The sequence below is a fragment of the Trichlorobacter sp. genome (assembly GCF_030247655.1).
GTDB lineage: Bacteria > Desulfobacterota > Desulfuromonadia > Geobacterales > Pseudopelobacteraceae > Trichlorobacter.
Map to the genome: position 1 here is coordinate 1 of NZ_JAOTRZ010000233.1, position 4,475 is coordinate 4,475.

The 4,475-nt window shown below is 56.8% G+C and carries 6 protein-coding genes; all 6 read right to left on the bottom strand.

The features are described 5' to 3' along the window. The coding region (locus OEL57_RS14550) for an NAD-dependent succinate-semialdehyde dehydrogenase (protein WP_300741424.1) at positions 1-1,342 on the bottom strand (1,342 nt) is incomplete at its 3' end. Next, the gene (locus OEL57_RS14555; protein ID WP_300741426.1) at positions 1,342-1,566 is read right to left on the bottom strand and encodes a hypothetical protein; all 225 of its coding nucleotides are present in this window, start codon (positions 1,564-1,566) and stop codon (positions 1,342-1,344) included. The genes OEL57_RS14550 and OEL57_RS14555, both read right to left, overlap by 1 nt. Then, on the bottom strand, positions 1,566-2,492 hold the full coding sequence (locus OEL57_RS14560) for an Mrp/NBP35 family ATP-binding protein (protein ID WP_300741428.1): 927 nt from the start codon (positions 2,490-2,492) through the stop codon (positions 1,566-1,568). Before OEL57_RS14560 ends, OEL57_RS14555 begins: the two co-directional genes overlap by 1 nt. 29 nt (positions 2,493-2,521) lie before the next feature. Continuing rightward, a complete protein-coding gene (locus OEL57_RS14565) occupies positions 2,522-3,400 on the bottom strand; it encodes an ATP-binding protein (RefSeq protein WP_300741430.1) in 879 nt (292 codons plus the stop codon). Next, complete coding sequence (locus OEL57_RS14570) at positions 3,397-4,278, bottom strand: ATP-binding protein (RefSeq protein ID WP_300741432.1); 882 nt, start codon at positions 4,276-4,278, stop codon at positions 3,397-3,399. The genes OEL57_RS14565 and OEL57_RS14570 overlap by 4 nt, the downstream gene beginning before the upstream one ends. Beyond that, on the bottom strand, positions 4,278-4,475 hold a 198-nt coding region (locus OEL57_RS14575), incomplete at its 5' end, for a NifB/NifX family molybdenum-iron cluster-binding protein (RefSeq protein WP_300741434.1). The genes OEL57_RS14570 and OEL57_RS14575, both read right to left, overlap by 1 nt.

Consider the following 4,475-nt stretch of genomic DNA (forward strand, 5'->3'; position numbering starts at 1 on the left):
CCGTTGAAACCAGGCCGGTGTTGATCCCCACCATGCCGTACTCCAACGCCTCCGCCACCCGCCAGACCCGCCCGATGTCACGGGTGTAGAAATAGGAGGCCAGACCAAACTCGGTGTCATTGGCCATCTGGATCGCTTCTTCGTCAGTCTCAAACCTGAAGATCGGTGCCACCGGGCCAAAGGTCTCTTCCCGTGCCACCAGCATCTGCGGTGTGACATCACACAGGATGGTGGGTTGGAAAAAGGTGCCGCCCAGTGTATGGCGCTTGCCGCCCAATGCTACGCGGGCGCCTTTGGTGACAGCGTCGTTAATATGCTCTTCCACCTTTTGCACAGAGGCTTCATCAATCAGTGGTCCCTGTTGCACATCACCTTTCAGACCGTCACCCACCCGCATCTTGGCAACTGCGGTTGCCAGCTTCTCTGCAAAGGTGTCATAGACCCCGGCCTGTACCAGCAAGCGGTTGGTGCAGACACAGGTCTGTCCGGTATTACGATATTTTGAGGCGATGGCCCCTTCTACGGCAGCATCAAGGTCTGCATCGTCAAACACAATGAACGGTGCATTGCCCCCCAGTTCCATGGAGACCTTCTTCATGGTGGCGGCACACTGGGCGGTCAGCTGCTTGCCGATCTCGGTTGAACCGGTAAAGGTCAGCTTACGGATAATCGGATTAGCGGTCATCTCAGTACCGATCTCACCGGCTGAACCGGTGATCACACTGAAGACACCAGCTGGAATGCCGGCCCGCTCACCCAGCTCCGCCAGGGCTAAAGCAGAAAAGGGGGTGGCGGTGGCAGGCTTGACCACCATGGTACAACCGGCAGCCAGGGCAGGGCCTGCCTTACGGGTAATCATGGCAGAAGGAAAGTTCCAGGGGGTAATGGCAGCACAGACGCCGATCGGTTCTTTGATGACCACAATCCGTTTGTCACGGCCATGGGCTGGAATGGTATCACCGTAGAGCCGTTTACCTTCTTCTGCAAACCACTCAATAAAGGAAGCGGCATAGGCGATCTCACCACGGGACTCAGCCAGCGGCTTGCCCTGCTCGGCAGTCATAATGATCGCAAGATCTTCCTGATTTTCCAGCATTAACTCAAACCAGCGCCGCAGAATGACAGCCCGCTCTTTGGCGGTCTTTGCCCGCCAGGCCGGCCAGGCAGCATTGGCTGCCTCAATGGCACGACGGGTTTCAGCAGTGCCCATCTTGGGAATAGTACCTAAAACCTCACCGGTGGCAGGGTTGGTGACATCAATGGTCTTGCCACTGTCAGCCGCAAGCCACTGGCCGTTTAAGTAGCAGGATTGGCGTAAAAGGGATTGGTCGCGAAGATGCATTAGTCCTCTCCAGTAGCTGATTCAATGGCATTGCCAAGTCTGGCCATCAGTTCATCAAGATCCAGTTCGTACCGTCGTGCCACCTCTTTTACACTACAAAACAGGCATTCGCAGCAGATGCAAACCCCTATCCGTTTTCTGTAACGGTCAAAGACCGCCTCAGTTTCCGGGTAGTATTCTGCCAGTTCAAGTACGGTTGTGTCTGGTGTCAATACGATGTTCATCAAGCTTCTGCTTTTTCTACCTGCTGCATAACCGGCACCAGCAGGGATTGAAACAGTTTTGCGGTGGTGGATTCTGAGTACCGTTGCAAAAACGCTACTCCACTATCGCCAGCCTCGGCAATCTGTGGATCAATCGGAACTGAGCCGATAAACGGCACCCCCATATCATCGGCCATCAGCCTGCCGCCACCGGATTGAAAGACCGCGGTCAGCTCTCCACATTTGGGACAGACAAAGCCGTTCATGTTTTCAATCACCCCCAGTACCGGCAGTTTAAGCTGGTGACAAAAGTTGATTGATTTGCGGACATCCACTGCAGCCACCTTTTGCGGGGTGGTGACGATCACTGCGCCGTCTGCACCTTCAAGGGTCTGGCAGACAGAAAGCGGTTCATCGCCGGTGCCTGGAGGTGAATCAACAATCAGATAATCAAGATCGCCCCAGGCCACATCGCGGATAAACTGGGTGATGACTCCGGTCTTCATCGGGCCACGCCAGATGACCGCCTCATCCTGCTCTTTCAGAAAGAAACCCAGCGAGATGACCTTCATACCGTTCAGATCAACCGGCACCAGTTCGCCATTGCCTTCCATAACCTGGCTCTTTTCCAGGCCAAGCATGGTGGGAACGCTGGGGCCGTGGATATCCACATCCAGCAAGCCCACCTTTTTACCTGCCAGATGCAGCCCCATGGCCAGGTTGACCGCTACCGTGCTTTTACCTACCCCACCTTTGCCGGACATCACCACAATCTTGTGTTTGATCCTGCAGAGACGTGAGGCCAGGCGACGGCGGTCTTCAAATTCCTGCTCGCTTTCAGTCAGTTTTTTACTGGTTGCAGAGCAACTGCTGGATGAACATGATTCACATGCTGAAGGTGGGCAGGCCTGCTCCTGCTGCTGGTTTTCCTGGTGTGCTGCGTCCATGCTGATGCCTCCTGAAGAATAATAAGTCTCTAGAGCAACTCTGTTACCTGTTTCCAAACCACGCGAATATCATCGCCAGCTCCGGAATCAAGTTCTACAACTGCTTTTTGCTGCAGTTGCGCCTGGGTTACGGCACGGTCATAACGGATCCGTCCGGTTACCGCTGCACCGGCAGAGCGTGCGGCTGCTTCAATTTTTTCTGTCTGCTGCGGATTGATATCCCACTTGTTGACACAGACTGCGGCAGGGACAGAGAAGTGCCGGGCCAGGGCCAGTACCCGTTGCAGGTCGTGCAGACCGGATACGGTTGGCTCAGTCACCACCAATGCCAGTGAAACACCGCTTAGGGAGGCGATAACCGGACAGCCGATGCCGGGAGGACCGTCTGAGATGATCAGCGGAATCCGTTTGTCAACGGCAACTGCCCAGGCCTGCTCCCGTACCGTGGTTACCAGCTTGCCCGAGTTCTCGGCAGCCACACCCAGTTGAGCATGGACCATCGGACCGCAACGGGTACCAGACACCATCCATTCGCCACAGACCCGTTCAGGGAAATCGATCGCCTTGTCAGGGCAGAGCCGGTAGCAGACACTGCATCCTTCACAGGCAACCGGATCAACCCTGTAGGCTGCCTCTTCTTTGCGGATGGCATCAAAGCGGCAGCTATCCACACAGATGCCGCAACCGGTGCAGTCCTGCTGCCGGATGATCGCTTCGTGGCCGCTCATAAAGGCATGGCGCTGTTCCACCATCGGCGTCAGCAGTAGATGCAGGTCGGCTGCATCGACATCACAATCAGCCAGTACCGCCTTATTGGCCAGCAGGGCAAATGAGGCGGTGACACTGGTTTTGCCGGTACCGCCTTTGCCGGACAGTACCACCAGTTCGCGGATATGCTCCTTGCTCATGGCCTACCTCCCGGGTGAGTCAGCTCGTGCTTAAGCTTTGTCGCCAGCTCTGAAAACATCAGGCCGTATTCCGGTAGTTGGTGGGAGATGAGATCGCCCCGTGAGGTCACTTCCGCTATCTGGCGATCATCGGGCAGGGAAAGTAAAATCGGCAGGTTTTCCGCTTGGCAATAGCGGTGCAGACCAACCAGATCTTCACCAGCCCGGTTGACCACCACACCGCAGGGTAGCTCCAGCTCTTTGGCCAGGGCCACAGCCAGCTTCAGGTCATGCAGGCCAAAGGGTGTCGGGTCGGTCACCAGTAGCAGATAATCAGATTCCCGCAGGGTGGCAACCACCGGGCAGGAGGTGCCTGGTGGGGCATCAAGGATGGCAGGAACATGATCCAGCAACTGATCGCGCACTGCACGGATTACCGGTGGAACCAGCGAGACACCGACCTCCAATCGGCCCTCAATCAGCCTGATAGGGCCGGACTGGCCAACGGAAATGGTGCCGATCCGATGGGGGTGTTCAGTAAGTGCCCCGGTGGGGCAGACCAATGCGCAGCCGCCGCAGCCGTGACACAGCTCTGGAAACACAAGCGCCCTGCTGCCCAGTGAAACAATTCCCCGGAATTGGCACAGTTCACCACAGGCGCCACACCCGGTGCAGCGTTGCGGGTCCACTTCCGGCACCAGCATGGTGACCTCGTGCGGGGTCAACTGCTCGCACCGCAGGAATAGATTGTCGTTTGGCTCCTCCACATCGCAATCGGCCAGCTGCACCGGTTCTCCAAACATGGCAGCAAGGTTCAGGGCCACGGTGGTCTTGCCGGTGCCCCCCTTGCCGGATGCAACGGCAATTCTGTATGAACTTTGCCTGTGTGTCGCTGCCATTACCAGTGTCCCTCTACATCAGAAGCTGCTGCAGCGGTTAAGCTGCCAGCCTGTAGCGCACGCAGGGCCTCGTCAACGGTTGCAGCATCGCAGTTAAATACCTGTACGCCGGCCGCATTCAGTACCTTGAACGCTTTGGGGCCGCAGTGACCGGTCACCAAGGTGTCAATCCCGGCCTTTACAACCGTCTCTGCAGC